Source organism: Rhizobium sp. SVR5-9E (genome assembly GCF_056755095.1).
The window spans coordinates 1-333 of sequence record NZ_JBNDHS010000304.1 but is presented as its reverse complement, the minus strand read 5'-3'; the positions used below and the strand labels follow the sequence as shown (position 1 = coordinate 333).

At 64.9% G+C, this 333-nt stretch carries 1 protein-coding gene and 1 pseudogene; both read right to left on the bottom strand.

The window, feature by feature from the left end:
* A partial coding sequence (locus tag ACPYOJ_RS34915; protein ID WP_481420315.1) for an aquaporin occupies positions 1-200 on the bottom strand: 200 nt, incomplete at its 3' end.
* A 29-nt stretch (positions 201-229) separates the two neighbouring features.
* Positions 230-333 (bottom strand): annotated as a pseudogene (locus ACPYOJ_RS34910) (transcriptional regulator); the annotation flags it as partial.

Genomic DNA, 333 nt, shown 5'->3' with positions numbered 1-333 from the left:
TGCGCGCCCGATATCGGCCCGAGAACGGTAATCAGCACGACGAGCATTGCCCCCGTCGCCAGCGTGTTGGCGAGCAGGGCAAGCGCCGTATCATCGGTCAGACGATCCGCCATGATGCCCGAACCGACGACGGTCGCGACCAGAATGCCCGTGCCGAGCCCTTCCGAAACAAGGCGGCGCGAAAGCGGAAACGACGTCATAGTTTAAGCCCCCAACCGCGTCAGCGTGATCATTGAACCTTGCCTCCAGCCGGCGCGCAGCAGGCCGCAACCTCGGCCGCCGGCGCGCAGATTTCCGGATGGCCGGCGCAGCAGTCTTCCATCAGAAAGCGCA